At 66.9% G+C, this 25764-nt stretch carries 27 protein-coding genes; 13 read left to right on the top strand and 14 right to left on the bottom strand.

Going from position 1 to position 25764, the window contains the following annotated elements; all coding sequences use genetic code 11:
* Positions 1 to 63: 63 nt before the first annotated feature.
* Positions 64 to 2679 (bottom strand): PAS domain-containing protein, encoded by a 2616-nt coding sequence (locus AC1RKE_RS10125; RefSeq protein ID WP_395941989.1) that lies wholly within the window; start codon positions 2677 to 2679, stop codon positions 64 to 66.
* A gap of 243 nt (positions 2680 to 2922) precedes the next feature.
* On the opposite strand from AC1RKE_RS10125, the gene AC1RKE_RS10130 reads away from it, so the two are divergent.
* From AC1RKE_RS10130 to AC1RKE_RS10140, 3 genes are read left to right on the top strand one after another with little or no spacing between them, the layout of a single operon-like run.
* Positions 2923 to 3315, top strand: a complete 393-nt coding sequence (locus tag AC1RKE_RS10130) for an NADH:ubiquinone oxidoreductase subunit NDUFA12 (RefSeq protein ID WP_054766897.1) — start codon at positions 2923 to 2925, stop codon at positions 3313 to 3315.
* Entirely contained in the window at positions 3312 to 3974 is a 663-nt protein-coding gene (locus AC1RKE_RS10135; protein ID WP_348684049.1) for a DUF2155 domain-containing protein, read from the top strand. The genes AC1RKE_RS10130 and AC1RKE_RS10135 overlap by 4 nt, the downstream gene beginning before the upstream one ends.
* Positions 3975 to 3991: 17 nt before the next feature.
* Complete coding sequence (locus AC1RKE_RS10140; RefSeq protein ID WP_054765362.1) at positions 3992 to 4315, top strand: EF-hand domain-containing protein; 324 nt, start codon at positions 3992 to 3994, stop codon at positions 4313 to 4315.
* Between the two features lie 128 nt (positions 4316 to 4443).
* Here AC1RKE_RS10140 and lepB read toward each other — a convergent pair whose 3' ends face one another.
* From lepB to aroQ, 5 genes are all read right to left on the bottom strand, one after another.
* Positions 4444 to 5214: a signal peptidase I gene (gene lepB, locus AC1RKE_RS10145; RefSeq protein ID WP_182713681.1), complete on the bottom strand. Its 771-nt coding sequence runs from the start codon at positions 5212 to 5214 to the stop codon at positions 4444 to 4446.
* Between the two features lie 84 nt (positions 5215 to 5298).
* Complete coding sequence (aat, locus tag AC1RKE_RS10150; protein ID WP_395941998.1) at positions 5299 to 5985, bottom strand: leucyl/phenylalanyl-tRNA--protein transferase; 687 nt, start codon at positions 5983 to 5985, stop codon at positions 5299 to 5301.
* Positions 5982 to 7334 carry an acetyl-CoA carboxylase biotin carboxylase subunit gene (gene accC, locus AC1RKE_RS10155; RefSeq protein ID WP_054765364.1) on the bottom strand — a complete coding sequence of 451 codons (1353 nt, stop codon included), beginning with the start codon at positions 7332 to 7334 and terminating at the stop codon, positions 5982 to 5984. Before accC ends, aat begins: the two co-directional genes overlap by 4 nt.
* 9 nt (positions 7335 to 7343) lie before the next feature.
* A complete protein-coding gene (gene accB / locus AC1RKE_RS10160; RefSeq protein ID WP_333896080.1) occupies positions 7344 to 7835 on the bottom strand; it encodes an acetyl-CoA carboxylase biotin carboxyl carrier protein in 492 nt (163 codons plus the stop codon).
* A gap of 47 nt (positions 7836 to 7882) precedes the next feature.
* Entirely contained in the window at positions 7883 to 8332 is a 450-nt protein-coding gene (gene aroQ / locus AC1RKE_RS10165; RefSeq protein WP_348685282.1) for a type II 3-dehydroquinate dehydratase, read from the bottom strand.
* 371 nt (positions 8333 to 8703) lie between these two features.
* On the opposite strand from aroQ, the gene thiS reads away from it, so the two are divergent.
* Complete coding sequence (gene thiS / locus AC1RKE_RS10170; protein WP_054766899.1) at positions 8704 to 8901, top strand: sulfur carrier protein ThiS; 198 nt, start codon at positions 8704 to 8706, stop codon at positions 8899 to 8901.
* On the opposite strand, the gene AC1RKE_RS10175 is transcribed toward thiS, so the two are convergent.
* Complete coding sequence (locus AC1RKE_RS10175; protein WP_231681248.1) at positions 8902 to 9279, bottom strand: type II toxin-antitoxin system VapC family toxin; 378 nt, start codon at positions 9277 to 9279, stop codon at positions 8902 to 8904.
* Between the two features lie 5 nt (positions 9280 to 9284).
* Positions 9285 to 9554, bottom strand: coding sequence for a type II toxin-antitoxin system Phd/YefM family antitoxin (locus tag AC1RKE_RS10180; RefSeq protein WP_348685284.1), 270 nt, complete (start codon positions 9552 to 9554; stop codon positions 9285 to 9287).
* Positions 9555 to 9669: 115 nt separating this feature from the next.
* On the opposite strand from AC1RKE_RS10180, the gene AC1RKE_RS10185 reads away from it, so the two are divergent.
* Together AC1RKE_RS10185 and queF are read left to right on the top strand one after the other, a co-directional pair.
* A complete protein-coding gene (locus AC1RKE_RS10185) occupies positions 9670 to 10452 on the top strand; it encodes a HisA/HisF-related TIM barrel protein (protein ID WP_054765369.1) in 783 nt (260 codons plus the stop codon).
* Positions 10453 to 10460: 8 nt separating this feature from the next.
* Positions 10461 to 10922, top strand: coding sequence for a preQ(1) synthase (gene queF, locus AC1RKE_RS10190; RefSeq protein WP_054765370.1), 462 nt, complete (start codon positions 10461 to 10463; stop codon positions 10920 to 10922).
* 27 nt (positions 10923 to 10949) lie between these two features.
* On the opposite strand, the gene AC1RKE_RS10195 is transcribed toward queF, so the two are convergent.
* Complete coding sequence (locus AC1RKE_RS10195) at positions 10950 to 12935, bottom strand: TonB-dependent receptor plug domain-containing protein (protein ID WP_054765371.1); 1986 nt, start codon at positions 12933 to 12935, stop codon at positions 10950 to 10952.
* Positions 12936 to 13184: 249 nt separating this feature from the next.
* Here AC1RKE_RS10195 and AC1RKE_RS10200 point away from each other — a divergent pair, with 249 nt between their 5' ends.
* Both AC1RKE_RS10200 and AC1RKE_RS10205 read left to right on the top strand, forming a co-directional pair.
* Complete coding sequence (locus tag AC1RKE_RS10200; RefSeq protein WP_152949872.1) at positions 13185 to 13367, top strand: hypothetical protein; 183 nt, start codon at positions 13185 to 13187, stop codon at positions 13365 to 13367.
* A 91-nt stretch (positions 13368 to 13458) separates the two neighbouring features.
* Entirely contained in the window at positions 13459 to 14331 is an 873-nt protein-coding gene (locus AC1RKE_RS10205) for a DUF817 domain-containing protein (protein WP_152949873.1), read from the top strand.
* On the opposite strand, the gene AC1RKE_RS10210 is transcribed toward AC1RKE_RS10205, so the two are convergent.
* Together AC1RKE_RS10210 and AC1RKE_RS10215 are read right to left on the bottom strand one after the other, a co-directional pair.
* Positions 14311 to 15075: an EAL domain-containing protein gene (locus AC1RKE_RS10210; RefSeq protein WP_152949874.1), complete on the bottom strand. Its 765-nt coding sequence runs from the start codon at positions 15073 to 15075 to the stop codon at positions 14311 to 14313. The two genes, AC1RKE_RS10205 and AC1RKE_RS10210, sit on opposite strands and share 21 nt — an antisense overlap.
* 69 nt (positions 15076 to 15144) lie before the next feature.
* Positions 15145 to 15753, bottom strand: a complete 609-nt coding sequence (locus AC1RKE_RS10215; RefSeq protein ID WP_054765374.1) for a nitroreductase family protein — start codon at positions 15751 to 15753, stop codon at positions 15145 to 15147.
* A 45-nt stretch (positions 15754 to 15798) separates the two neighbouring features.
* Here AC1RKE_RS10215 and AC1RKE_RS10220 point away from each other — a divergent pair, with 45 nt between their 5' ends.
* Together AC1RKE_RS10220 and cysE are read left to right on the top strand one after the other, a co-directional pair.
* Positions 15799 to 16425: an NUDIX domain-containing protein gene (locus AC1RKE_RS10220; protein ID WP_152949875.1), complete on the top strand. Its 627-nt coding sequence runs from the start codon at positions 15799 to 15801 to the stop codon at positions 16423 to 16425.
* 20 nt (positions 16426 to 16445) lie between these two features.
* Positions 16446 to 17267, top strand: coding sequence for a serine O-acetyltransferase (gene cysE / locus AC1RKE_RS10225; protein WP_054766901.1), 822 nt, complete (start codon positions 16446 to 16448; stop codon positions 17265 to 17267).
* Positions 17268 to 17308: 41 nt separating this feature from the next.
* Here cysE and AC1RKE_RS10230 read toward each other — a convergent pair whose 3' ends face one another.
* Positions 17309 to 17737, bottom strand: coding sequence for a hypothetical protein (locus AC1RKE_RS10230; RefSeq protein ID WP_152949876.1), 429 nt, complete (start codon positions 17735 to 17737; stop codon positions 17309 to 17311).
* Positions 17738 to 17968: 231 nt separating this feature from the next.
* Here AC1RKE_RS10230 and AC1RKE_RS10235 point away from each other — a divergent pair, with 231 nt between their 5' ends.
* On the top strand, positions 17969 to 18178 hold the full coding sequence (locus AC1RKE_RS10235; protein WP_182713675.1) for a DUF3126 family protein: 210 nt from the start codon (positions 17969 to 17971) through the stop codon (positions 18176 to 18178).
* A gap of 241 nt (positions 18179 to 18419) precedes the next feature.
* Entirely contained in the window at positions 18420 to 20909 is a 2490-nt protein-coding gene (locus AC1RKE_RS10240; protein WP_348684893.1) for a glycoside hydrolase family 3 protein, read from the top strand.
* 30 nt (positions 20910 to 20939) lie between these two features.
* On the opposite strand, the gene AC1RKE_RS10245 is transcribed toward AC1RKE_RS10240, so the two are convergent.
* Complete coding sequence (locus AC1RKE_RS10245; RefSeq protein ID WP_333896068.1) at positions 20940 to 21740, bottom strand: DUF4198 domain-containing protein; 801 nt, start codon at positions 21738 to 21740, stop codon at positions 20940 to 20942.
* A 179-nt stretch (positions 21741 to 21919) separates the two neighbouring features.
* On the opposite strand from AC1RKE_RS10245, the gene AC1RKE_RS10250 reads away from it, so the two are divergent.
* Positions 21920 to 22684: a hypothetical protein gene (locus AC1RKE_RS10250; RefSeq protein WP_444581204.1), complete on the top strand. Its 765-nt coding sequence runs from the start codon at positions 21920 to 21922 to the stop codon at positions 22682 to 22684.
* Between the two features lie 30 nt (positions 22685 to 22714).
* Here AC1RKE_RS10250 and uvrA read toward each other — a convergent pair whose 3' ends face one another.
* On the bottom strand, positions 22715 to 25663 hold the full coding sequence (gene uvrA / locus AC1RKE_RS10255; RefSeq protein ID WP_348684474.1) for an excinuclease ABC subunit UvrA: 2949 nt from the start codon (positions 25661 to 25663) through the stop codon (positions 22715 to 22717).
* Positions 25664 to 25764 lie beyond the last annotated feature (101 nt).

Here is a 25764-nt window from a genome sequence, read left to right on the forward strand (position 1 = left end):
AATGCGAGTCAATCGCATTCTCAAAATAATCTGATCCGTTCCGATGTTTCGGCGGATCGGGTCTCAGTCGGCGGTGAGGATGGCCTTAACCCGCCGGGCCAGTTCGTCCATGGCGAAGGGCTTGGTCAGTATGTGCATTCCCGGGTCGAGGTGGCCGTGGCTGAGGACGGCGTTCTCGGCATAGCCGGTGACGAACAACACCTTCAGATCGGGTCGGACCGCGCGCGCGGCGTCGGCCACCTGGCGGCCGTTCATCCCACCGGGCAGACCGACGTCGGTGATCAGAAGGTCGATGGGCCGGTCGGTATTCAGGGTCGCGAGCCCGGCCTTCCCGTCCTCGGCTTCCAGGGTGGCGTAACCCAGTTGGCCCAGGACTTCAGAGGCCAGCATCCGCACCGTCGGTTCGTCGTCCACGATCAGGATCGTCTGGCCCGCCGTCGCCTGGGGCGTGTCGGCGGCGCTCGGCGTCGGCTCGGGCGCTTCGGCCGCGCCCAGGTGGCGGGGCAGGTACAGGCAGACCATCGTCCCTTGGCCCGGTTCCGAATAGATTCGGACCTGTCCGCCTGACTGGCGGGCGAATCCATAGATCATCGACAGGCCCAGCCCCGTGCCCTGGCCGATCGGCTTGGTGGTGAAGAAGGGTTCGAAGGCCTTGGCCACGACGTCCGGCGTCATGCCTTCGCCCGTGTCGGACACGCACAGCGACACATATTGGCCCGGCGGCAGTTCGCATTCCGCCGCCACCCGCTCATCCAGCCAGCGATTGCCGCTTTCGATGGTCAGTTTGCCGCCCTCGGGCATGGCGTCTCGGGCGTTGATGCACAGGTTCAGCAAGGCGTTTTCCAACTGACCCGGATCCACCAGCACGGGCCACAGACCGCCCCCGTGCACGGCTTCGACGGTGATGCCCGGCCCCATGGTGCGCTGGATCAGCTCCTCCATCCCCCTCGCCAGCCGGGCCAGATCGGTGGGGCGAGGGGCCAGGGTCTGGCGACGCGAGAAGGCCAGCAGGCGGTGAGTCAGGGACGAGGCGCGGCGCGCGGCGCCCTGGGCGGCGGTGATGAAGCGATCCGCCTCATTGATCCGCCCTTCGGCCAGCCGCTTGGCCAACAGATCCAGGCTTCCGGTTATGCCCGTCAGCAGATTGTTGAAGTCATGGGCGATGCCGCCGGTGAGCTGTCCGACCGCCTCCATCTTCTGGGATTGGCGCAGAGCCTCCTCGCTCTTCATCAAGGCGGCGGTCCGCTCTTCGACTTGACGTTCCAGAGAAGCCGCCAGGTCCGCGAGGTTGCGCTCGACCCGTCGGCGTTCCGTCGCGGCGCGAGTCCGCTCGGCCACGTCGCGGATGAAGGCCATTTCGTCTTCAGGCCATGCACGGGTCGTGGCGTGGTTCAGATAGAGCAGGGCCACCAGACCGCCCTGTTCGGTCAAGGGCATGTTGACGAAGGCGCGCGCACTGATGGCCTCCAGCGCCTGGGCCGTCTGGGACGTGCGGGGGTCCAGCCGCGCGTCGGCGATCACGGCGGTCTCGCCGCGCTTCAGCTCCTCGATGTAGGAGCCGTAGTCGCGGAAGTGCAGCACGCCGGCCAGCGTCTTTATTCCAGGCGCGTTCCAGTCGCGGTCGATGGTGATCGTCTCGGCCTGTCGATCGACCAGGCCGTAACCGGCGCGGCTGACCTCCAGGGTGCGGCCCAGAACCTGGGCCGCTGCGTAGGAGATGTCGGCGGGGTCGTCCAGATCGCGCAGGGCGTCCGACAGCTCCACCAGGGCGGTCCGCATCTTCTGGGACCGCACTTCGCGGGTGATGTCCTGGGTCACGCCCGCGATACGAAGCGGCGCGCCGTCCGCATCGCTGATCAGCACGCCGCGCGCCTTCATCCAGCGGGTTTCGCCCTGGGGCGTCACGATGCGGTGGGTGATGTCGTAGTCCGCGCCGTCGTTAATCGTGGCGTCGCTCTGGGCGCGAACGGCGTCGCGATCCTCAGGGTGGATCAGCGACTGACGATCCTCATAGGTCATCGGCCGATCGCTCGGCCATCCCAGCAGGGCCTTGTAGGCCTCCGAGGCCGCCAAGGATCGGCTGGCCACATCCACGCTCCAGGCGCCCAGCCCCCCGGCGGCCATCGCCAGCTCAAGTTCGCGCTCGCGTTCCTGCGCAAGGGTCAGGCGGTTCGTCAGCTCCGCCGACAGGGCGGCGTTGCGGGATTTCAGCCCCTCGACCTTTTCCCGGTCGCGTGTGACGTCCAACTGACTGGCGAAGAAATAGGCCAGGTCGCCGTAGCCGTCATAGACCGGCGCCAGCAACAGGCGGTTCCAGAAGGCGGACCCGTCCTTGCGATAGTTGCGGATGTCGATCTCGATCGGCGCGGCGTCTTTCACAGCCCTATGGATGCGCTTGACCGTCTCCGGCTCGGTCTCCGGCCCTTGCAGGAACCGGCAGTTTCGACCGAGAATTTCGGACCGCTCATAGCCGGTCAATCGGCAGAAGGCGTCATTGGCGAAGACGACCGGATTATCCGGCAGACGAGGGTTTGTCACAATCATCGGCATGCGGGTCGCCCGCACGGCGGCGACGAAGGGATCGGTCCCGCGGTCGATTCCAGCGACCTCATCGGCGATTCGCTCGGCGTCCAGGGCCTCCACCTGACCGTCGTTGGCGTTCCGCCTGTCCTTGTCCAAATCTCGCATCCTCAAGTGATCCGCCGAAGGGCGACGCTTAGAACACCCCCGAGGGCAGTTCGGTTCTAAACAGATTCACAGGTTTAGGTTTGATCCTTTCCCCTCGCGTCGCGCGGAAAGGATCGAAAGCGGCCGGCCGCCGTGGGCGCGCCTCAATGCTGGACGAACGGGGCTGGGGTTTCTATGATCGCGCCCGACCGTCGGGGTTTCGCCCGCGGCGTCTTTTCGCGTGGGTTTGACGACGTGCTGAACAAAATTTTCGCCTGGTGGAATGGGGCCACGATCGGCACCCTGTTTACGATCGCCAAGCGCGGCCGCTTCGTCGGGACCGATGAGTTCGGCAACAAATATTACGAGGCCAAGGACCACTCCAGCTATGACGGCCGCAAGCGTCGCTGGGTCGTCTATGAAGGCTATGCAGACGCCACGAAGGTGTCGCCGGACTGGCACGGCTGGCTGCGTTACACCTTTGACCTGCCGCCGACGGAGGCGCCCCTGTTGCGCCGCCCGTGGGAAAAGGATCATCTGCCCAATCTGACGGGCACGCCCATGGCTTGGCGTCCGCAGGGCTCGTTGGCCGCAGAGGCCAAGCGCCCGGCCGCCACGGGCGACTATCAGGCCTGGACGCCCGAGTGAGACCGAATCGGCTGCTGACGGCTGGGGCGACCCTCGTGCTGGCGCTCAGCGCCGGGGCGGTCACCGCCAGCGTCCTTCAGGATGCGCCCCGCGACGCGCGTCCGGTTCAACAGGATCCGATCGGCGAAATCCTGCGAAACACGCCGGCGACACCGGCCGTCCCGACCGAGACGGCCCCCTCTGGCACGCCCGCGCCTCGCGCGCCGATCGCCGTCTCTCCTCCACCGTCGGTTCAGATCGCCGAGGACGCGGCCGTGGCCGAAAAAGCCGAGGAAGAGGTCGAGGCTGAAGCCCCGGTGGCCGAAAAGCCGATCGAACAGCCCGAGACTCCGGCTCGCCGTCAGCGGCGCAAGTTCGCCGTCATCCAGGCCCTGGACAAGACCACGGCCGAGACGATGAAGTTCGAGGTCGAGGTCGGCGGTCGGCCGGTCCGGTTCAACAAGAATCTGATCTTCACCGCCCGCGCCTGCGAAGTCTCCACGCCCGACGAACTGACCGAAGACGCCATCGCCTATCTTCAGGTCGCGGTTCAGAGCCGAGGCGCCGCCTCGGCCGAGCCGCGCCAAGTCTTCCGCGGTTGGATGTTCGCCTCGTCTCCGGCCGTCAGCGGGCTTCAGCACCCGAACTACGACGCCTGGGTCGTAGGCTGTAAGAACTGAGCGGGGCGGGCGGCGACATGGCGCCTCGGCCGCTGAAGAAGACGGAGACCATCGAAATCCGTCTGCCGCACGACACCAAGACGGCCTTCATGGCGCGTTGCCGCGCCGAGGGCCGCACCGCCAGCGACGTGCTTCGCCGTTTCATCGACGCCGAACTGGCCGCGCGTCCACGCCGGTTCGACGGCCGCCTGCTCCTGGCGGCGGTTCTGGCCGCCCTGGCCCTGGGGGGCGTCGCCGCGCCGTCCCTGGCTGAGAGCGTGACGCCGACCCGAACCGCCTTTGATCGCCTGGACCGCGACCATGACGGCCGTCTTAGCTTCGAAGAGTTCCGCGCCCGCTAGAGCATGATCGTTTCGGACGGAACCGCTTCGCGGTTCCTCCTCAACGGATCAGGCTCTCGCTTTAATCTGGAGCCTGATTCACCGTTTCAGCGGAACCGCGAAGCGGTTCCTTCTCAACGGATCAGGCTCTAGCGGATCGGGACGAAGAACCGGCCCCCGCGCAACTGGGTCCAGGTCCAGGGCTTGACCAGGGCCGCGCCCGGCTTCCAGGACCAGGCGATGAACTCCGCTCTCCCTATGATGTTCTGGGCGGGCAACAGACCGACCCCGACCGAGGCGGGCCAGCGCCCGTCCAGCGAGTTGTCGCGATTGTCGCCCATCATCAGATAACGGCCGGCCGGCACCCGATAGATTTCGGTGTCGTCGCCGGGCAGGTCGGGACCGCCGTCATAGGTGACATAGTGTTTGCCGTTGGGCAGGGTCTCGGCCACCAACCGCACCGTGCGGGCCGGATCGTCATGGTCTTGGGTGATGCCCAGCCGGGTCTGGGGGATAGGCCGGTCATTGACGAAGACGGTTCCGCCCCGCACCTGAACCGCGTCGCCCGGCAGGCCGATCACCCGTTTGATCCAGACCTGTTTCGGATCGCGCGGCAGGCGGAAGACGACGACGTCGCCCCGCCGGGGCTGACGCTGACCCAGCCGACCCTCGCCCTCTGGACGGCCTGCGGGCAGGGAGGCCCTGCTCCAGCCATAGGCGAATTTGGAGACGACGATGTAGTCGCCGACCACCAGTCCCGGCTCCATCGAGGAGCTGGGAATGGTGAAGGGCTGGTAGGCGATGGTGCGAAAGGCCGTGGCCAACACGAGGGCGACGATCACTGTCACAGCAATCTCAAACGCGTCGCGCCAGAGGGCGCGTGCGGGGAGGGGCGGGGTGTTTGAAGCGGCTTGGGTCATGCGCCTGAAGAGGCCGCATCCCTTACGCCGTCGCCAGCGCGAACCTGTCCGGACGCCGGAATAGCGTGTCCGGACAGCCGGAAATCAGCCGCCCGCCGTCGCCAGCGCGACGGCCTCGGCGCCGCTCATCGGCCCCCACAGGGCGGTCTCGTCGACGACAGTCCCGAGCGCCGGCTTCAGGCGACGCAGATAGGCCGCCTGGGGCGTCTCGACCGCCCCGAACTGGCTGAGGTGTTCGGTCAGGAACTGGGCGTCCAGCAGGCTCCAGCCACCCTTTCTCAACCGTGCGACCAGATGGACCAGGGCGACTTTTGAGGCGTCCCGCTCGCGGCTGAACATGCTTTCGCCGAAGAAGGCGCCGCCCAGGGATACGCCGTACAGGCCCCCCACCAGCCGTTCGTCCTTCCAGCATTCGATCGAATGGACATGGCCCTGGGCGAACAGGGCGGCGTACAGGCGGCGGATCGGGGCGTTGATCCAGGTGTCCTGGCGCTCGGGGCCCTGCGCCGCGGCACAGCCCTCCAGCACAGCCTCGAAGGCCGTATCGACCCGTACCTCGAAGGGTTCGCTTCGGACGGTGCGGCGCAGGCGGGTCGGGATGTGGAAGCCGTCCAGCGGGATCACGCCGCGCTGCTCGGGCTCGATGATGAAGACGCGCGGATCGTCGCGCGACTCGGCCATGGGAAACACGCCCCGGGCGTAACAGGCCAGCAGGTCCTCGGGGCCGAAGCCGCCGGAGGACTTGCCGGCGCTGTCATCAGGGTCGGTCAGGCGTCGCCCTTCTGACGGGCAGCCCACTTCTCCAGCCAGTGGATGTCATAGTCGCCGGACAGGATGTCGGGCTCGGCCAACAGGCGCTGGAACAAGGGAATGGTGGTGTCCACGCCGCCGACCACGACCTCATTCAGCGACCGCTTCAGGCGGGCGATGGCCTCCTCGCGGTCGCGGCCGTGGACGATCAGCTTGCCGATCAGGCTGTCGTAATAGGGCGGGATCGAATAGCCGGCGTAGATGGCGCTATCCAGCCGCACGCCCAGGCCGCCGGGGGCGTGGAAGTCGGTGACCTTGCCCGGCGAGGGCGTGAAGGTCTCCGGGTTTTCGGCGTTGATCCGCACCTCGATGGCGTGGCCCTGGAACTTGATGTCCTCCTGGGTGAAGGAGAGCGGCAGCCCGGCGGCGATGCGGACCTGTTCGCGGACCAGATCGACACCGGTGATCATTTCCGTCACCGGATGCTCGACTTGCAGGCGGGTGTTCATCTCGATGAAGAAGAACTCGCCGTCCTCCCACAGAAATTCGATCGTGCCGACGCCCAGATAGCCGATGGCGGCGATGGCCTTGTTGACCGTCTCGCCGATCTTCTTTCTGCCTTCAGCAGAGAGTGCGGGCGAGGGGGCCTCTTCCAGCACCTTTTGGTGACGGCGCTGCAGCGAGCAGTCGCGTTCGCCCAGGTGGACGACATTGCCGTGGCTGTCGGCGATGACCTGAATCTCGATGTGGCGTGGCTTCTGGAGGTAGCGCTCCATATAGACGGCGCCGTTGCCGAAGGCCGCCTTGGCCTCGGATTGGGCGGTCTGAACCGCCTCGACCAGATCGTCAGGCGTCAGGGCCACCTTCATGCCGCGTCCGCCGCCGCCGGCCGCCGCCTTGACGATCAGGGGGAAGCCGATCGATTTGGACGCCTCGATGGCGGCTTCGACCGTTTCCACCTCGCCGTCCGAACCGGGGACGACGGGAATGCCCGCATCCTTGACGGTCTGCTTGGCGGTGATCTTGTCGCCCATGACCCGGATATGTTCGGGCTTGGGGCCGATGAAGGTCAGGCCGTGGGCGCCGACGATCTCGGCGAACCGCGCGTTCTCCGACAGAAAGCCGTAGCCGGGGTGGATCGCCTGGGCCCCGGTGATCTCGGCCGCCGCGATGATCGACGGGATGTTCAGATAGGATTTGGCCGCCGAGGCGGGACCGATGCAGACGCTCTCATCGGCCAGCCGCACCCACATGGCGCCGCGGTCGGCTTCGGAGTGCACGGCGACGGTGGAGATGCCCATCTCCTTGCACGCCCGATGAATGCGAAGCGCGATCTCGCCGCGGTTGGCGATCAGGACCTTGGTGAACATCAGGGCGCCTTAGGCTTCCAGCAGGACGAGGGGCTCGCCGAACTCGACCGGCTGGGCGTCGCCGACCAGAATCTCGGCCACCACGCCGTCGCGCGGCGCCTGGATCGGGTTCATGGTCTTCATGGCCTCGACGATCAGCAGAGTCTGGCCCTTCTTGACCTTGTCGCCCGGCTGGACGAAGGGCGCGGCTTCCGGCGAAGGCTGCAGATAGGCGGTGCCGACCATCGGCGACTTCACCTCTTCGCCGGCGCGGGCGACGATGGTGGCCGGATCGGACGGCATGGCGGCCGGCGCGGCGACGGCGGCCGCAGGCGCAGCGGCCGGAGCCGGGGCCGCGGCGTACTGGACCGGGGCGGCGTTGACGGTGACCTCGCGCGCCACGCGGATGCGCAGCTCGCCGCGCTCGACCTCGACCTCGGTCAGGTCGGTTTCGTTCAAGATCTCGGCCAGCTGGCGAACCAGGGACGCGTCGATCTCGGCGTGTTTCTTGTCATCGGCCATTGGATTGCGCCTTTGTCTTTCGTCTTGGATTGCGAACGGGTCGGCCCTCAGGCGCGTTCCCGGATCTGGGTCAGGGCCGCCTGCACGGCCAGTTCATAGCCTGCCGCGCCGAAGCCGGCGATGACGCCGGTCGCCGCGGACGACACATAGGAGTGATGGCGGAACGCCTCGCGCGCCGCCGGATTGGACAGATGAAGCTCAATGACCGGTATGGTCAGGGTCTTCAGCGCGTCGTGCAGAGCGACCGAGGTGTGGCCATAGGCCGCCGGATTGAGGATCAGGGCCTGCGCCTTCTCACGCGCCTCCTGGATCCAGTCCACCAGCACGCCTTCATGGTTGGTCTGGCGGAACACGATCTGCGCCCCATCCCCCGCCGCCGTCACGCAGCGCCGCTCGATGTCCGCGAGGGTGTCGCGGCCATAGATCTCCGGCTCCCGCACCCCCAGGAGGTTCAGGTTAGGGCCGTTCAGCACATGGATGACGGACGTGTCGGACATCGGTTCTCGAAACGAGGCTCCGGAATCGGGCGACCTCTGACGGTTCAGGGCCGGCCTTGTAGCTCAGGCGCGGCGCGGGTCAAAGCGCAGCGTCGAAACGGCTTGACCTAACGTCATCCGCGCGGGCGTCAACGGATTTCCCGTCGCAGGGGCGTGAAGGGCGGGGAAAAGGGGGAGAACGGATGGGTTTGGTGGGCGCTAGCCTTCCGTCTGCCCATCACCCACCGCCGTCGTCCTCGGGTCAAGCCCGAGGACGACGAATAGGGGTAGGCGACGAATAGGGGTAGGCCATGTGAATGCGGCGGCGCCTCATGCCCTCCGCGCCGAAACGCGCTATGACACGCCGACACACGGGCATCGAGGCAGACGGTTTGCGTATTCAAGTCAACGGCGATCCACGCGAGGTCTATGCGACGACGGTGACGGAGCTGGTCGAGGAACTGGCGCTGGACCCCCGCAAGGTGGCGGTCGAGCGTAATCTGGAGATCGTGCCTCGGTCGCTGCACGCCGTCACCGCCCTGGCCGAGGGGGACCGGATCGAACTGGTCCAGTTCGTCGGCGGCGGTTGATCAGACCTTGAGGATGGGGCCGGGGTAGAAGGCGACCTGCCGGTCGGCCGTCAGCAGTCGCATTCCCTCGGCCATGGCCTGGGCGATAAGCAGCCGGTCGAACGGGTCGCGGTGGATCAGCGGTAATCCTGCCAGTTCCAGCGCGTGCAGGCTGGTCACCGGAATTTCCTCATAACCCGCGTCCAGCAACTGGCGGCGGAACACCAGGGCGTCCACGTCGAAGTCAGGTCGCTTCAGGCCGTGCTTGACGACGACCTCCCAGATATTGACCGCGCTGAACACCAGTTGATTGTCGGGATCGGCCATCAAGGCTTGCGCCTTGGCGGGAAGCCGTGCGCGATCCTCCGACGCCCAGAGCAGCAGGTGAGTGTCGATCAACAGCCTCATTGGCCCTCGTCGCCCTCGTGAAGGCCTTCACCATAGATCATCGCCTCGATTTCGGCCTGACCCATGGTGTCGAAGTCGTCAGGAATTTTAATCTGACCCCGCATGAAGCCGAACCGACGCGAGGTGTCGATCGGCGTCTCCTCGATGGGAACCAGTTTGGCGATCGGCTTGCCTGCCTTGGCGATGGTGATGGTTTCACCCTTGGCGGCCCGGTCCAGCAGGCGCGACAGGTGGGTCTTGGCCTCGTGGACGTTGACCGTTTCCATGCGTCGCTCCCGGTGAACTTAGTCCACTTAGTCTAGTTCATCTGGCCCGGTCTCGCAACGCGGCGTGATCGATCCGCCCTTTCGCATCGGGCGCGACAGGACTAGGTCACCACCCATGACCGATACAGCCCCCGAAACCTGGTCCGTCGCCGGCCGCACCTTTACCTCACGCCTGATCGTGGGCACCGGCAAATACGCCGATTACGCCCAGAACGCCGCCGCCGCCGAGGCGGCGGGGGCCGAGATCGTGACCGTGGCCGTGCGCCGGGTGAATCTGACCGATCCGAACCAGCCGATGCTGGTCGACTATGTGAAGCCCGACCGTTTCACCTTCCTGCCCAACACCGCCGGCTGTTTCACCGGCGAGGACGCGGTGCGCACCCTGCGCCTGGCGCGCGAGGCGGGGGGGTGGAGTCTGGTCAAGCTGGAGGTCCTGTCCAACACCGCCCACCTGTATCCCGACATGGTCGAGACCCTGCGGGCCCTGGACATGCTGATCAAGGACGGGTTCGACGTCATGGTCTATTGCACCGACGACGTGGTCATGGCCAAGCGGCTGGAAGACGCCGGCGCCGCCGCCATCATGCCGGCCGCCGCCCCGATCGGCTCTGGGCTCGGCATCCAGAACGAGGTCAATGTCCGGCTGATCGTCGAACAGGCCAAGGTGCCGGTTCTGGTGGACGCCGGAGTGGGCACGGCCTCGGACGCCACCCGGGCGATGGAGCTGGGCTGCGACGCCGTCTTGATGAACACCGCCATTGCCGGGGCCAAGGATCCGATCCGCATGGCGCGCGCGATGAAGCACGCCGTGATCGCCGGTCGCGACGCCTATCTGGCGGGGCGGATGCCCAAGCGGATGTACGCCGACCCGTCGTCGCCCCTGGCCGGCCTGATCTGAGGCGCGCCATGACCCACTACACCGACAACCTCAGCCAGCTGGGCGCCCAGACCGCCGCCCCGACCAGTCCCGAGACGGCCGTGCTGGAACGGGTGCCGAACCCGCATGCGGATACGCTGTATCTGGCCCGGTTCACAGCGCCCGAGTTCACCAGCCTGTGCCCGGTGACGGGCCAGCCGGACTTCGCCCATATCGTCATCGACTATGCGCCGGGCGACTGGCTGGTCGAGTCCAAGAGCCTGAAACTGTACCTGACCAGTTTCCGCAACCACGGCGCCTTCCACGAGGACTGCACCGTCGCCATCGGCCGGCGGCTGGCGGATCTGCTGGAGCCGAAATGGCTGAGGATCGGGGGGTATTGGTATCCGCGCGGGGGGATACCGATCGACGTCTTCTGGCAGACGGGCCCGGCGCCCGAGGGCCTGTGGCTGCCGGACCAGGGCGTGCCGACCTATCGCGGGCGGGGGTGAGATCGCACCCCGCCCGCGACGTCTGGATCAACCGCCGAAACGGATACGGACCCCGGCGTTGGCGACGAACCCCTCCAACGGGGCCCAGGCGTCGGTTGTCCAGCGGCCGTCCGCCGTGCGGGTCGGCCTGAGCAAGGAATCGCTCCGGGTCTGGCGTTCGTCCAGAAGGTTTTCCAGGTTCAGGAACAGGCGGTAGCGACCCAGAACCACCTCGCCCAACAGCCCCAGCTCCCAGTAGGCCTCGCCGCGATCGCGGTAGGGATCGTCGTCCAGCGGCTGGGCGCCTGTGTAATAGGCCTCGAAGCCGAGGCGGCCGCGATCGTGTTCCTCCCACATGGCCACGAAGCCGGCCGAATGACGCGGCGTCATCGGCGTGTCGCGCCGCGCAGATCCTGCTTCCTCCGGCTCGTCGGCGTCCAGATACATGTAGTTGGCGGTGAGCACGAAAGGCGCCCGGCGCCAGCGGCCCAGCAGCTCGACCCCACGGGTGCGGGTGACGCCGTCCACGTTGATCAGCCGCGCTCGGTCGGCGGAGACAGGCTGAAGCCGCACTGCGTCGTCTATGTCCGACCCGAACAGCGTCAGGCTGGTCTCCCAAGATCCTCTGGCCCAGCCCAGGTCCAGCGAGGCGGTCGAGGCCGTTTCCACCTCCAGATTGGCGATGGGCTCCAGCCGCGACAGGCCCGCAGCCTCGGTCTCCTCCACGAAGGGCGTAGGGGCGAAAAAGCCGCGTCCCCACGAACCCCGCACGGTCCACGGACCCGGTCGCCAAAGCAGGGACAATCGCGGGCTGAACTGACCGCCGTAGCGGCTGTGGTCGTCATAGCGGGCGCTGGCCGAAACCGTCAGATCCTCGGTCCAGTCGCGTTCGACCTGGGCGAAAACGGCCGGGGCCGTGTAGCGATAGTCGAAGGCCGGGAAGGCGTCCGAGGCGTAGTCATCCGCCTGCCATACCAGGCCGCCCATCCAGTCGGCGCCCATAGCCTCGGCCGAGACGGAGGACTCCACCAGGAAGGTCTGGTGGCGGTCTTCTTCGATCAGATCGCCGTACCGGTGGCGGTGGCTCTGTTCGACGGCGGACGCGCGGGCCTGGAGCCAGGCGCTGTCGCCCAGAGGCCGTTCATAGACGGCGCCGGCGTCCAGGCGGTCAGTCTCCTGATCCAGTCGGAAGGGCTGACCGTCGGGGGCCAGGGCGCCGTCGCGCGTGCCGCCCCGCCGCCGCTCGGTCATGCCGCCTGCCGTCAGGAACAGGGTCGCGCCGTCGTCGCCGTTCCAAAACAGCCGCGGCCGGGCCGACCAGCGCGTGTAGCCGGCCATGTCGATCCAGCCGTCGTCGTCCAGGTCCTGGATCGCCTGATGATTGTAGGTCGCCAGGACGGAGCCGCTCCAGTCTGAAGACAGGGGAGCAGCGGCGTAGGCCGAGACGTCCTGACCGTCGCGCGAAGTGGCGTTCAGGATCAACTCGCCTTCGCGGGTTTCGCCCGGTCGGCGGGAGATCAGATTGACCACGCCGCCCAAAGCCTGTCCGCCGTATAGAGCCGAGGCGGCGCCCTTGATCACCTCGACCTGCCCCAGATCGCTGGGCGGGATCTGCAGCAGGCCCAGGGACGAGGATTGGCCGCCGTAAAGGGGCAGGCCATCGGCCAGCAACTGAGTGTAGCGACCCCTCATGCCTTGAACGCGGACGTTGGCGGATCCCAGTCCGGGGGAGGTGACCTGGACGCGCACCCCGCCGGTTTCGGCCAGGATCATCGAGATGTTGCCTGGACGCATGATGAGCTTTTCGGCGATCTCCTCTTCGTTCAGCACCTCGATCCGGACGGGCTCGTCCTGAACGCGGCGGCGGGAGCGGGTCGAGACGACGAAGATCTCCTCCAGCTCCGCGACTTCTTCGGCGGGCGGTGTTTGGGGCGGGTATGGCGAGGTCTGGCTCTGGTCTTGGGCGAGGGCGGCGGCGGCGGGCAGCAGAGTCGCGAAGGCGACTCCGGCCAGGAGATGATAGGCGATGGTCATGATCTGATCCTCGGCCGGCGCACGGGCCGGCCCTGACGACGATAGGCGCGCTCCACCCAGCAGCGGAACGACGCGGACGAGGCGAAGTGGGCCTGTGCGGCCCTGGCGGGATCAGACGCGCGGGGGGCGGTCGGGGCCGGCGGTATCGACCGGCGTAGGTTCCGGCGACTGACGCCAGGCGTGACGCGCGGCTGTGTGAGCCAGCGTCTGGATCAGGATCGGGTCTGATCTATATGCGGGGTGAGGCGCGTGGCAGCAGCCGTTGGCGCAGGCAGGCCCGCAATCGATGCAGCCCTGGTCCTGATCCGAAACGGCTTCGCCGACGACAGCGACTGCCGCGCAGTTCGCTTCGGCGCAGGCGTGGGCCGACGCCGCCGGCGCAAAGGCGACAAGCGCCAGCACCAGCTGCAAAACCAGCTTCAGACCGGCTGACAGGGAGGGCTCAGGGCGTCGCATCGCGGGCCGAGGCTTAAGTTGATCGACAGCGGATGGCAAGTCCGCCGGCTTGGGCTAAGCCTTGGGCATGTCGCGAAGTTCCTCCTTGCCTCTGGAAGCCTGGGGGCGCCGTCTCCTCACGCGCGCCCAGACCTGGGCCGACCGGTCTCGTCCGCGTCGCTACGCCTACGAGTTCCTTTGGTTCGGGCTGAAACAGGGGTGGGCGTGTCTGTTCGGGGGGCTGATGCTGGGGCTGATCGTCGGCACCTTCCTGTGGTGGCCGGATCAGTCGCCGATCTCGCGGTATGATTTTCTGGCGGTCGGGGCGGTGATGATCCAGGCGGCTATGCTGGCCTTCCGGCTGGAGAGCTGGGAGGAGGCGCGGGTGATCTTCCTGTTCCATGTGGCGGGGACGATCATGGAGCTGTTCAAGACGGCGCACGGGTCGTGGGTCTATCCGGAGGACAGTCTGCTGCGCATCGGCGCCGTGCCCCTGTTCTCGGGCTTCATGTATGCGGCGGTGGGCAGCTATATCGCGCGGGTGCAGCGGATATTCCATATCCGGGTGCGCGGCTATCCGCCGCTGTGGACGACCTGGGTGTTGGCGGCAGCCGTCTATGTGAATTTCTTCGCCCATCACTGGCTGCCGGACGTGCGGATCGTTCTGTTTCTGGCGACAGTCCTGCTGTTCGGGCGGGGCTGGTTCTATTTCACGGCGGACCGGCGTCGGCGGTCGATGCCGCTGCTGCTGGGCTATGGGCTGGTGGCCCTGTTCATCTGGGTCGCCGAGAACCTGGGCACCTTCGCGCGGGCCTGGACCTATCCGGGGCAGGACGGGGGCTGGGAGCCGGTGTCCCTGCACAAGCTCGGGGCCTGGTTCCTGCTGATGATCATCTCGGTGGTGCTGGTGTCTCTGGTGCACCGGCCGGAGAAAGAACCGTCAGGCGGTGCGGGCCAGTGACGCGGCGCGGGGCCAGGCGACCAGCCCCAGGGCCTCAAGCGCCGGTCTTGCCAACAGATAGCCCTGCATCAGATCGACGCCCAAGTCGCGCAGGACGTCCTGTTCGGCCGGGGTCTCTATACCTTCGCAGACCGGTTCGACGCCCAGATCGCGCAGCATGTTCAGGGTGTTGCGCACGATGGTGCGCTTAACCGGATCGGTGTCGATGTCGCGGATCAGGGCCATGTCCAGCTTGACGATGTCCGGCTGGAACAGGGTCAGCAGACCCAGGCCCGCGTAACCGGCGCCGAAGTCGTCGATGGCCGTCTTGAACCCCATGGCGCGATAGGAGCGCAGGATGTTCAGGATGTGGTCGGCGTCCATCGCCTCGCTCTCGGTGAACTCAAAGATGATCTTGTTCACGGGGAAGCCTGTTCGCATCGCCGCCGCCAGGGTGGCGCGGATGCAGGCGCGCGGCTCATAGACCGCATTGGGCAGAAAATTGATCGACAGGTTGGCGCCCGTCGCCGCCATGTCGAGCCCGGCCGCCAGTTCGATCGCGGTGGTGCGACAGACCTGATCGAAGGCGTAGCGGTTGTGGTCGGCTATCTGAGCCAGCACCTGACCGGCGCCGGCGCCGTCCTTGCCCCGCACAAGCGCCTCGTAGGCGAAGACTGTCTGTGTTGAGACGTTGACGATGGGCTGGAAAGCCATGGTGATGGGCAGGTCGAACCCCGCCCCATCTTTGCAACCCACACAGGACATCGGACCACTCGCTACAGCTAAGGGTCTGACGCTTAGAGGGAAAAGATTAACGACAAGGCCTGTCCAGATCTAGGGCAGGCGGGTGACCTTGGCCGCCATGTCGGGGCGGGGGCGTTCCAGGGCCGGTTCGTTCAGGGTTCCGATATGGATGAAGCCGGCGACCGCCTCGCCGTCGGTCAGGCCGAACAGGGCTGTGGCCTGGGCGTCATAGCTGTACCAGTCCGTGATCCAGCTGGAAGCATAGCCGAAGGCGCCGGCCGCATGCTCCAGATTCATACAGACCGCGCCGGCCGACATCTGCTGCTCCCAGAGCGGCTTGGCGTCGGGCACGGGCGCCGAGATGACCAGGACGGTGACGGGGGCGGCGGTCAGCTTGGCCAGGACCGCCTGCTCCTTGGCGGGACGGCCCTGGGTCTGCGCAAGGCCGGACAGTTTTTCGGCGATTTCCCCGCGGCTCTGCGGCCCCAGGACCACGAACCGCCAGGGAAACAGCTTGCCGTGATCGGGCGTGCGGGCGCCCAGGGTCAGGATCTGATCCAGTTCGGCCTCGGTCGGGCCGGGGCTGGTCAGGGCCTGGGCCGGGGCGGAGCGGCGTGAGGCCAGCCGATCGCGCAACTCCTGCGACGGGACCGGGGCGGGCAGGGGGGCGTTCAACGGAAAGAGAGGCGAAGGGGTCATGCGGTCTAGCTAGGCTTTCCCCCCGCCGTCCGCCATAGCTGAGGTATGAGCGATTTCGACGAACCGAAATGGGCCGCCGGCCTGGCCAAGCCGCCGGCCTGGCGCAGCAAGACCGAGGAGACGGTGTTCGAAAATCCGTGGATGCGGTTGACGCGGCACCGGGTGATCGCCCCGACGGGCCAGCTGGCGGACTATGCGGTGATGCGGCCCAAGAATGTCGCGACCGGGGTGCTGCCGGTGCATGACGACGGCACGGTGGTTCTGGTCGGGCAGCAGAGGTTCGCCTTCGCCAACTATTCCTGGGAGATGCCCGAGGGCGGGGCGTCCCTCGACGAGGATCCGTTCGACGGCGTCCGGCGGGAGCTGGCCGAGGAGGCGGGGCTGGAGGCCGCCCACTGGACGCCGGCCCTGACGATGGAGCTGTCGAACTCTGTCACGACCGAGATGGCGCATACCTGGATCGCCTGGGGCCTGAGGCCTGTGCCGGTGGCGCCGGACCCGACCGAGGTGATCGCCGTCGTGCGCGTGCCGTTCCTGGATCTGCTCGACGAAGTCGGGCGCGGGACGGTGCGGGACAGCCTGACGGTGGCGACGGCGTATAAGGCCTATCATATGGGCTTGAATGGAGCCCTGCCTCCGGCGCTGGCTAAGGCCATGCTGGGGCGGGTATGATGTCGCCGAAGGAGTCCGGCATGCCCAAGCTTGAAGTCGTCGCGGAAACTGACAGCGTGTGGCGCCAGCTGCGCGCCTCCGCCGAGGCCGCCTCGCGCGAGGAGCCCCAGCTGGGTTCGCAGATGAACGCCGTCATCCTGTCGCACGATGATCTGGCCGGCGCCCTCAGCTTCCAGATCGCGCGTAAACTGGCCGATCCGGAAATGAGCGCCATGTCGGTGCGCGAGGTCTGCTTGTCGGCCTTCGCCGCTGATCCGGCCATGGTCGCGGCGGCCGAGGCCGATCTGCGCGCCGTGGCCGAACGCGATCCGGCCATCCGCAATCTGTTGCAGCCCTTCCTCTATTTCAAAGGTTTTCAGGCCTTGCAGGGCTGGCGCGTGGCCCATTGGCTGTGGGGCCAGGGCCGTGAGACCCTGGCCTTCCACTTCCAGAGCCGGATTTCCGAACTGTTCCAGCTGGACATCCATCCGGCCGCGCGGCTGGGCCAGGGGCTGTTCCTCGACCACGGCACCGGCATCGTCATCGGCGAGACGGCGGTGGTCGGCGACGACGTCTCCATGCTGCACAGCGTGACCCTGGGCGGCACCGGCGCCGAGCGCGGCGATCGCCACCCCAAGATCGGCAAGGGAGTCCTGCTGGGCGCCGGGGCCAAGGTGCTGGGCAACATCCATATCGGCGACTACGCCAAGGTGGCCTCGGGCTCGGTGGTGCTGAAGCCTGTGCCGTCCGGCTGCACCGTGGCCGGGGTGCCGGCGCGCCTGGTCAACTGCCCCACCGGCGCCGAACCGGCCCGGACCATGGACCATACGCTGGCAGAGGTGGTGTACGACTTCGTGATCTGAGGAGGAGCCGAGCGGACCTTCCGCGCTCCTGATCCCTGCCGTCAGCGGCGAACCATTCGGACATCGCCGATGCGGCCGCCGACCGGCAAGAGGCGCACCCGCATCGCTGCCGAGCCTCTGAAGCCGTCACGCGCTCGGTCCGTCAGCGTATAGATCAGCCTTACGCCGCCGCCGGAATAAACGACGATCAGGTCCCCGTTTCGAATCCGACACTCTGCGGATTCGCCGTCCAGCACGCAGGCGAGACGGCCTCTGGGCTGGGCTGTGATCCTGAGTGGAAAGTTCAGCCGTTCGTTTCCATCCTTGCCCTTGAATGTGATCCTGTTTTCGCTGTCGGGAGCGGGCGTGACCAACAGCGACCATTCGCCGACCACGTCTGCGGCGCCTATGGGGCCGGACGCCTGAGCAATAGCCGCGTCGCCCAGGGCGAGGCTTGCGAGGACGGACGTTAGAACCAGCCGTCGGTTCATACTGGTATTCCTGGAATTCAGCCTCTGATCAATATTGGCGGAAACTCGGGATGGTCACGTGAATCTTTGGACATCTCGTCGAAAGGGCCGGCGCTCGCGCACGTGCGGAGCGAAAGGCGAGGGGCCGGATGTGATGGACCTGCGGCGGATTGGGGAAAATGCGCGTCGCCGGTTCCCCTGAAGCCCCGATGTCTCTAGGGTCCGCGGCCAACCCAAGACCATGAGGCCCCCGTGAAAGACACTGACCTGAAGCGCATCGAGGCCCACCTCAAGCGCACCTTCAACACCGGCGGCATCATCGTGAAGGCCCGTCCCAAGCAGAATGACTCGGCCGAAGTCTATGTCGGAGACGAGTTCATCGGCGTCGTCTTCGAGGACGAGGATGAGGAAGGCTCCTTCATGTTCGAAATGGCCATCCTGGCCGAAGACCTGCCGGCCTAAGTCGCGCGCGCCGACCGCCCTGCGACATCGCGCGCAGGGCGGTTGTGAGAACGTTCTCAAAAATGGCTTGACGGGTTGCGCCGGCCCGGCCCTAATCGCGCCGAAGGGCGGCGGTTCGATCGCTCGGGAGCAGACGCGCTGAGGGGCAAGGGTCGGGACGTCGCCGTTCCGTCGCGCCCGTCCGCCTGTTTTCCGATCCGTCAGACGCACGTCCTCCTGGTTCATCCCGAGAGGAAATCCGATGCGCGCGACTGTGTCCCTGATGGTGCTGGCCCTGGCCGTGAGCGGGGGCGCGCCGGCCCTGGCCCAGACGGCGACGGTTCCCGAAGCGTCGCGTGCTCACCCGGCCCTGTGGCCGCAGGCCGCGACCCCGGCCGCCATATCCGACGCCCGCACCGAGGCCTTCGTCTCCGAACTGATGGCCAGGATGACGCTGGAGGAGAAGGTCGGTCAGCTGATCCAGGCCGATATTTCGGCCATCACCCCCGACGATCTGAAGACCTATCCGCTGGGTTCGATCCTGGCGGGCGGCAGCTCCGGCCCCTGGGGCGACGACAAGGCGCCGCCGCAGAAATGGCTGGACCTGGCCCGCGCCTTCCGCGCCGCCAACGAGAGCCGGGGCGGGACGGTGATCCCGCTGATCTACGGCATCGACGCGGTTCACGGGCACAACAATGTCCCCGGCGCCACCATCTTCCCGCACAACATCGGCCTGGGCGCCGCGCGCGATCCGGACCTGATCCGACGCATCGGCGAGGCCACGGCGCTGGAGGTGGCGGTGACGGGGGCCGAATGGACCTTCGGCCCCACCCTGGCCGTGCCGCGCGACGACCGCTGGGGTCGGTCCTATGAGGGCTATGCCGAAGACCCGGAGGTGCAGCGGTCCTACGCCGGGCCGATGACCCTGGGCCTTCAGGGCGAGCTGCAGCCGGGGCGGCCGCTGGCGCCCGGCCATATCGCCGGATCGGCCAAACATTTCCTGGCCGACGGGGGCACCTTCGAGGGCGAGGATCAGGGCGATTTCCGGGGCACGGAGCAGGAGCTGATCGACGTCCACCTGGGCGGATACGTCCAGGCCATCGACGCGGGCGTGCTGTCGATCATGGCCAGTTTCTCGGGCTGGAACGGTTACAAGCACTCAGGCAATCCGACCCTGCTGACCGATGTCCTGCGCGGGCCGCTGGGGTTCAAGGGATTCGTCGTCTCCGACTGGAACGCGCACGGCCAACTGCCGGGCTGCACCAATGAGAGCTGCGCCCTGGCGGTCAACGCGGGCATCGACATGCTGATGGCGCCCGACAGCTGGAAGCCGCTGTACGCCTCGACCCTGGCCCAGGCCCGGTCGGGCGAGATCCCTATGGCGCGGGTGGACGAGGCGGTGCGTCGCATTCTGGTGGCCAAGGTCAAGACCGGCCTGTTCGAACCGGCGCGGCCGATGGAAGGCCGGTTCGAGGAGCTGGCTTCACCCGCGCACCGCGCCCTGGCGCGCGAGGCGGTGCGCAAGTCGCTGGTGCTGTTGAAGAATGACGGCGTCCTGCCGGTTCGGGCCAATGCGCGGGTGCTTGTGGCGGGGACGGCGGCTGACGACATCGGCCAGGCCTCGGGCGGCTGGACCCTGAGCTGGCAGGGGACGGGCAATACGAATGCCGACTTCCCCCAGGGCCAGTCGATCTGGAGCGGGATCGAAGAGGCGGTGAAGGCCGGCGGCGGGACCGCAACCTTGAGCGCGGACGGGTCCTTCACCCAAAAACCGGATGTGGCGATCGTCGTCTTCGGCGAGACCCCCTATGCCGAGTTCCAAGGCGACGTGGACAATCTGGACTATGTCCCGACCGCGCCGCTGGAGATGCTGAAGCGGCTGAAGGCGGCGGGGATTCCGACCGTGTCGGTCTTCCTGTCCGGGCGGCCGATGTGGACCAATCCGGAGATCAACGCCTCGGACGCCTTTGTGGCCGCCTGGCTGCCGGGGACCGAAGGCGGGGGGATCGCCGACGTCCTGGTGGGCCGAGCCGACGGCAAACCGCGCCACGACTTCCACGGCAAACTGTCCTTCAGCTGGCCCAAGGATGCGACGGGAACGCCGCTGAACCACGGCCAGCCCGGCTATGATCCGCAGTTCGCCTATGGCTACGGCCTGACCTACGCCGCGCCGGCGCGAGTCGGAATGCTGTCGGAGGAGAGCGGGGTCTCGGCCCAGGCGACCAATCTGGATCGCTATTTCGTCGACGGCCGGTTCGTCTCGCCCTGGAGCTTGTTGCTGAACGACGCAGGAGGTCAGACCCGACCCGGCACGGCGAAGACGGCGACCAGCCCGCGCGCCGGCGTCGCCTCACGCCCGGTAGACGACCTGGCCCAGGAAAGCGGCCAGCAGTTCGCCTTTGCGGGAACCGGGCCGGCCAGCGTTGAGATCTGGGGCACGGCCGTCGATCTGACGCGCCAAGCCAACGGCGCCGTCGCCCTGGGCTTCCGCTATCGTGTTGACGTCGCGCCGTCCGCTCCGGTGGCGTTCAAACTGGGCGGCGGAGCGGTGGACCTGACCGGCCTGTTGCGCTCTGCCCCCGTCGGGCAGTGGCGCGAAGCCCGCATTCCCCTGACCTGTTTCCGCACTGACGGCGGGGACCTGTCGCGCGTCGAGGTTCCGTTCCACATGGCGACCAGCGGTGCGATGACCGTCTCGGTGTCCGAGATCAAGCTGGACGCCAGCCAGACCGAAACGCGCTGCCCGGCCTAAAGGGCGCGACATGGACGGTCCCCTCCGCCTTCACCCCGCGTCGGCGGTGAAGGTCAGGGTGTGGGTGTAGCTGCGGTAGGGGGTGGGGCTGCCTGCCGGGGCGGCGGTGCGGTAGCGGACCTGTGTCATATAGGCGCCGGGCGCCGAGACCCGCAGGGTCAGGACGCCGGAGGCGTCGGTGGCGGTTTCGGTCTCGATCGTCTTGCCGTCGTACTGGCCGGCTTCGCGAAAGACGGTGACAGGCGCGTCGGCCAGGGGCTGGCCGTCGAACAGCAGGCGGAAGGTCGCGTCCTCGCCGGCGACGATCTGGTTCGGCTGGATCAGAGGCTGAAGCTCCAGCCCTTGGCCGGTGGGCTTCAGCGCCGCCTCGTCGGGGACGCCCCGCATAACATAGGCCTCGGCGACGGTGATGCTCTGGACATCGACCAGTTCGGCGCCGGGCGGGGGCGGCGCATCCTCTTCGCCGACCATCTTCCAGCCGGAGGGGGTGTGGTACATCTTGGCCGTGCGGCCGGCGCGTGGGCCGGATGACAGACGATAGAGGCCGTCCACCGGCGTCGGCGCCTCGAACACCGCCAGATCGCGCAGATAGGTGACGGCGCTGATCGGCGTGTCGCCGTTTGGCCCGACCACATGGAAGCCGTCGGACCGCATGGCGACCTCGGCGTTGAACACCTCCTCGGTAAAGGCCGCCTCGACGGTCACATGATCGCGCCGCCCCGCGTCGAACAGGTTCGGCCGAAGATAGGGGGAGTGGGCCTGGGCCACGCCCGCGCCCCAGACGGACAGAAGGGAGGCCAAAAGGCCGGCGTGGAGGGGATGTCGGGTCATGGTCGTCCTCATAGGCCGAGGCAGAGTATGCAAGTGAGAACGAATTGCAACAAAGGGTTCGGGATAGGGGCGTCTGGGACCGGACGCCGACGACGGGATGGGCTAGAGTCGCGCCGAATCTGATCTGGAGTTCGATCATGAGTTTTTCCGCCACCGACGCCGCATTCGAGGGGTTTCGCGTGACGCGCCAGAACCCGGCGGCGGTTCTCCTCTGGTCGATGGTCTGGCTGATCGGGCTCATATTGAGCAGTCTGCTCGCGGCGCCCGCAATCATGCCCCATATGGCCGAGTTGCAGGCCGCCAACGGCGATATCAACGCCTTGTCGCCAGAAGCGCTACAAGCCTTCGGCTTGGCCATGGCTGGATTCATGCCGCCGTTGCTGTTGGCCCAGGCCCTCGTCGCGCCGGCCGTCTACCGCGCAGTGCTTGAGCCTGAGAAACGACGGTTCGGCTTCCTGCGACTGGGCAAGACCGAGGCTCGGATGTTGGGGGTTCTGATTATTCTGGTCGTCGTTCAGCTCGTATTGAACGTTGGAGCGGACCTCGCCACTCGGGGCGCCGGCGCGGCGATCGGTCTGGCGGGAGGCGTCATCGTGAATCTCATCGCCTTTGCATTGGGTCTCTGGGTAGCGGCTCGACTCAGCTTGGTCGCGCCTCTCACGGTGCTGCGGAGCGGCCTTCCTCTCGTGGAAGGATGGAAGCGCAGCGGCCCCATCGTCTGGCCTCTGATCGGCGTGAATGTTCTCGCCGTCGCCATGGCCTTGTTGGTGGGTCTGCTGCTGGCCCTCGTCGCCTGGCCTATGACGGCGGCCATGTCCGGCTCCGGCGCAGGCGCGGGTTTGGCGGCCCTGCTGCTGATGACGCTGATGGCGCTCGGTTTCGCACTGATCACCGTCCTGCTTTGGAGCCCGTTCGCGGCGATCTTGAAGCAGCTGGAGGGCTGACGGAGACGTTTCAGCGTCTGGAGTAAAACCTCAGGCCGAGGCCTTGACCCGCTTCCGCTTCGCCGGCGGGGGCGTCGCCGCCTGACCCAGGGCCGCGACCCGCGCCTTGCGCCGGGTCTCGTGACGATCCAGCACCTCCTTGAGGTATTTTCCGGTCCAGCTGGCCTTGTTCTCCGCCACCTGTTCCGGTGTGCCGACCGCGACGATCTCGCCGCCGCCGTCGCCGCCTTCCGGCCCGAAGTCGAGCAGATAGTCCGCCACCTTGATGACGTCGAGATTGTGCTCGATCACCACGATGGTGTTGCCAGCCTCGACCAGTTCCTGAAGCACTTCCAGAAGTTTGCGCGTATCTTCGAAATGCAGGCCGGTGGTCGGCTCGTCGAGGATGTAGAGGGTCCGGCCGGTCGCGCGTTTCGACAGTTCCTTGGACAGCTTGACCCGCTGGGCCTCGCCGCCGGACAGGGTGGTCGCGGGCTGGCCGACCTTGACGTAGCCGAGGCCCACCCGCTCCAGCGTCAGCATCTTGTCGCGGATCGGCGGCACCGCCTTGAAGAACTGGGCGGCCTCCTCGACCGTCATGTCCAGGACGTCCGAGATCGACTTGCCCTTGAAGACGATCTCCAGCGTTTCGCGGTTGTAGCGCTTGCCCTTGCAGACGTCGCAGGTGACGTAGACGTCGGGCAGGAAGTGCATCTCGATCTTGATGACGCCGTCGCCCTGGCAGGCCTCGCAGCGGCCGCCCTTGACGTTGAAGCTGAACCGGCCGGGGCCGTAGCCGCGCGCCTTGGATTCCGGCAGGCCGGCGTACCAGTCGCGGATGGGGCCGAAGGCGCCGGTGTAGGTGGCGGGGTTGGAGCGCGGGGTGCGGCCGATCGGCGACTGGTCGATGTCGATGACCTTGTCGAAATGCTCCAGCCCCTCGATGCGGTCGAAGGGGGCGGGGGCGTCCGACGCATTGTTCAGGCGACGCGCGGCGGCCTTATACAGGGTCTCGATGGTGAAGGTGGACTTGCCGCCGCCGGACACGCCGGTGATGCAGGTGAAGACGCCGACGGGGATTTCGCCGGTGACGCTCTTCAGATTGTTGCCGCTGGCGCCGCTGATCTTCAGCATCCGCTTGCGGTCGATGGGGCGGCGGCCGTCGGCGGGGATTTCGATCTCCCGCTCGCCGGTCAGATATTTGCCGGTCAGGGAGTTCGGGTTGGCCATGACCTGTTGCGGCGTACCCTCGGCGCAGACCGTGCCGCCATGCACCCCCGCAGCGGGCCCCATGTCTATGACATAGTCGGCGGTCAGGATGGCTTCCTCGTCGTGCTCGACCACAAGGACCGAATTGCCCAGGTCGCGCAGCCCTTTCAGGCTTTCCAGCAGGCGGGTGTTGTCGCGCTGGTGCAGGCCGATGGAGGGCTCGTCCAGCACATAGAGGACGCCGGTCAGGCCCGAACCGATCTGCGAGGCCAGACGAATGCGCTGGCTCTCTCCGCCCGACAAGGTGCCGGACGAGCGGGACAGGTTCAGATAGTCCAGACCGACGTTGTTCAGGAACCGCAGCCGGTCGCAGATCTCCTTCAGGATGCGCCGGGCGATCTCCATCTGCTTCTCTGTCAGGCTCTCTTCCAGGGTCGAGAACCAGAGGTAGGCCTTGGAGATCGACAGCATGGAGATATCGGCGATGTCCTCGCCGCCGACCTTGACGGCCAGGGCCTCGGGCTTCAGCCGCTTGCCGCCGCAGGCCTCGCACGGCGTCTCGGACTGGTAGCGGGCCAGTTCCTCGCGTACCCAGGCGCTGTCGGTCTCGCGCCAGCGCCGCTCCAGGTTCGGCAGGACGCCCTCGAACGGCTTGGAGACCTCGTATTTGCGGGCGTTGTCGTCATAGACGAACTTGATCTTCTCGGCGCCGGTGCCGTGCAGGATCGCCTTGTGCGCCTGGGCCGGCAGTTCGCGCCACGCCACATCCATCGAGAAGCCGTAGTGGCGGCTCAGCGACTGCAGCGTCTGGGTATAGAGAGGGGAGGGGCCGCGCGCCCACGGCGCTACCGCCCCCTTGTGCAGGCTCTTGTCGCGATCGGGGATCACCAGGTCGGCGTCGAAGGCGAGCTTGACCCCTAGGCCGTCGCACACCGGACAGGCGCCGAAGGGATTGTTGAACGAGAACAGCCGCGGCTCGATCTCCGAGATGGTGAAGCCGGACACCGGGCAGGCGAATCGTTCGGAGAAGACGAGGGTGCGCGGCGCTGTCTCGCCCTCGGCGACGCTGGCCCATTCCGCCGTGGCGATACCGTCGGCGAGGCTCAGCGCCGTCTGCAGGCTGTCGGCGTAGCGACCTTCCTGATCCGGCTTGGTCACGATCCGGTCCACGACGATGTCGATGTCGTGCTTGAACTTCTTGTCCAGGGTCGGGGCTTCGTCGATCGGATAGAATTGCCCGTCGATCTTCAGCCTCTGGAAGCCCTGACGCTGCCATTCGGCGATTTCCTTCCTGTACTCGCCCTTGCGGCCGCGAACGACCGGGGCCAGCAGCAGGATGCGTTCGCCGTCGGGCAGGGCCGTCAGCTTATCGACCATCTGGCTGATGGTCTGGCTCTCGATCGGCAGGCCGGTGGCCGGCGAATAGGGCACGCCGACCCGCGCCCACAGCAGGCGCATATAGTCGTGGATCTCAGTCACCGTGCCGACGGTCGAGCGAGGGTTTTTGGACGTCGTCTTCTGTTCGATCGAAATGGCCGGCGACAGACCCTCGATCAGGTCCACGTCCGGCTTGCCCATCAGTTCCAGAAACTGGCGCGCATAGGCCGACAGGCTCTCGACATAGCGCCGCTGGCCCTCGGCGTAGATGGTGTCGAACGCAAGGGACGACTTGCCCGAACCCGACAGGCCGGTCATCACCACCAGCTGTTCGCGCGGAATATCCAGGTCCACGCCCTTGAGATTATGCTCGCGGGCGCCGCGAACGCGGATGAAGTTGTGCTTTTCGGTCATGCGGTCCGGGAAACGCGGAGAGGAGCCGGAGGGCTCCGGCGCGACATCGCTATATGGGGATGATTTGCCCGGTTTAAGCAAGAACAATGTGGGAACATTGC

Source organism: Brevundimonas sp. GW822-FHT03E11 (assembly GCF_058801445.1).